At 70.8% G+C, this 1,568-nt stretch carries 2 protein-coding genes; one reads left to right on the top strand and one right to left on the bottom strand.

Annotated elements, in window-relative coordinates:
* A partial coding sequence (locus RIF89_RS14920) for a helix-hairpin-helix domain-containing protein (protein ID WP_309069852.1) occupies positions 1–542 on the top strand: 542 nt, incomplete at its 5' end.
* Between the two features lie 16 nt (positions 543–558).
* On the opposite strand, the gene RIF89_RS14915 is transcribed toward RIF89_RS14920, so the two are convergent.
* Positions 559–1,568: helicase-related protein (locus RIF89_RS14915; RefSeq protein ID WP_309069851.1), on the bottom strand; the 1,010-nt coding region annotated here is incomplete at its 5' end.

Raw genomic sequence — 1,568 nt, 5'->3', positions numbered from 1 at the left:
AGAAGGCGAAGACCAAGGAGCTCTGGCGCCTGCTCGTGGCGCTGAACATCCGTCATGTCGGCCCGGTCGCGGCGCGCGCGCTGGCGCAGTGGTTCGGATCGCTCGATGCCATCCGCGCGGCGTCCCGCGACGAGCTGGCAGCGGTCGAGGGTGTGGGCGGCATCATCGCCGACTCGCTGCTCGCGTGGTTCGAGGTCGACTGGCATCAGCAGATCGTGCAGCGCTGGGCCGATGCGGGCGTGCAGTGGGCGACGCCAGGCCACCCCGGTCCCGGCGCGGCCATCGTCGAGGGCGGGGTGCTGGACGGGCTCACCGTCGTCGCCACCGGGTCGCTGGAGGGCTACACGCGCGACGGCGCCCAGGAGGCGATCATCCGGGCAGGCGGAAAACCGGCGTCCAGCGTGTCCAAGAAGACCGACTTCGTCGCCGCCGGCCCGGGCGCAGGCTCGAAGCTCGCCAAGGCGGAGGAGCTCGGCATCCGCATCCTGGACGCGGCTCAGTTCCACATCCTCGTCACGGAGGGCCCTGACGCGCTGAGTTGAGGCTGCGGGGCCTCGCTCAGTTCTTGTGGCGCGGCTTGCGGAACGGCTTGTCGCCGCGGTCCGACCTCTCCGTGCGGTCATCTCTCGTGTGCGCGTCGCCGCCGTCGCGCCGTTCGTACCGGTCACCGGAGTCACGTCCCCCGTCACGAGGAGCGCGACGCGCGCCGGGACCGCGATCCGGCTTGATCTCGATCAGCCGTCCGGAGATCCGGGTGTCGCGGAGCTTCTCGAGCACCGCCCTGTCGAGGTTCGCCGGGAGCTCGACGATCGAGAAGTCCGGGCGGATGTTGATCGCCCCGAAGTCGTCGCGTCCGAGACCGCCCTCGTTGGCGAGTGCGCCGACGATCTGGCGCGGCTCGACCCGGTGCCGGCGGCCGACCTCGATGCGGTAGGCGGCGTAGTCGCCACGGCCGCGTCGCTCGGTGCGCGGCTCGCGCTGCTCGCGACCTGCCCGTTCGCGCGGCGGGCGGTTGTCGGCCTCGACGGTCTTCGAGAGCGGGTCGTCCGCGGGATCGAGCAGCAACGGCGTGTCGCCCTGAGCGACGATCGCGAGCGCCGCGGCCACGTCGGCCTCCGGCACGTCGTGATTGCGCACGTAGTGCGAGATCACGTCGCGGAACTTCTCCACCCGCGCCGAGTCGCCCAGCGCGGCGGTGATGGCGTCGTCGAAGCGGGCCAGGCGCGTGGTGTTCACGTCGTCAGTCGTCGGCAGCTGCATCTGCGTCGGCTGCTGCCTCGTCGCCTTCTCGATGTGCTTGAGCAGGTAGCGCTCGCGCGGGGTGATGAAGCTGATCGCATCACCGGTGCGCCCCGCTCGACCCGTGCGGCCGATGCGGTGCACGTACGACTCGGTGTCGGTCGGGATGTCGAAGTTGATGACGTGGCTGATCCGTTCCACATCGAGTCCGCGTGCCGCCACGTCGGTCGCGACCAGGATGTCGAGCTTTCCGGCCTTGAGCTGGTTGACGCTGCGCTCGCGCTGCACCTGCGGCACGTCGCCGTTGATCGCCGCGGCGGAGTATCCGC

The sequence above is a fragment of the Microbacterium sp. genome (assembly GCF_031178525.1).
Classification (GTDB): domain Bacteria; phylum Actinomycetota; class Actinomycetes; order Actinomycetales; family Microbacteriaceae; genus Microbacterium.
This window is presented reverse-complemented; position numbering and strand designations above follow the sequence as displayed.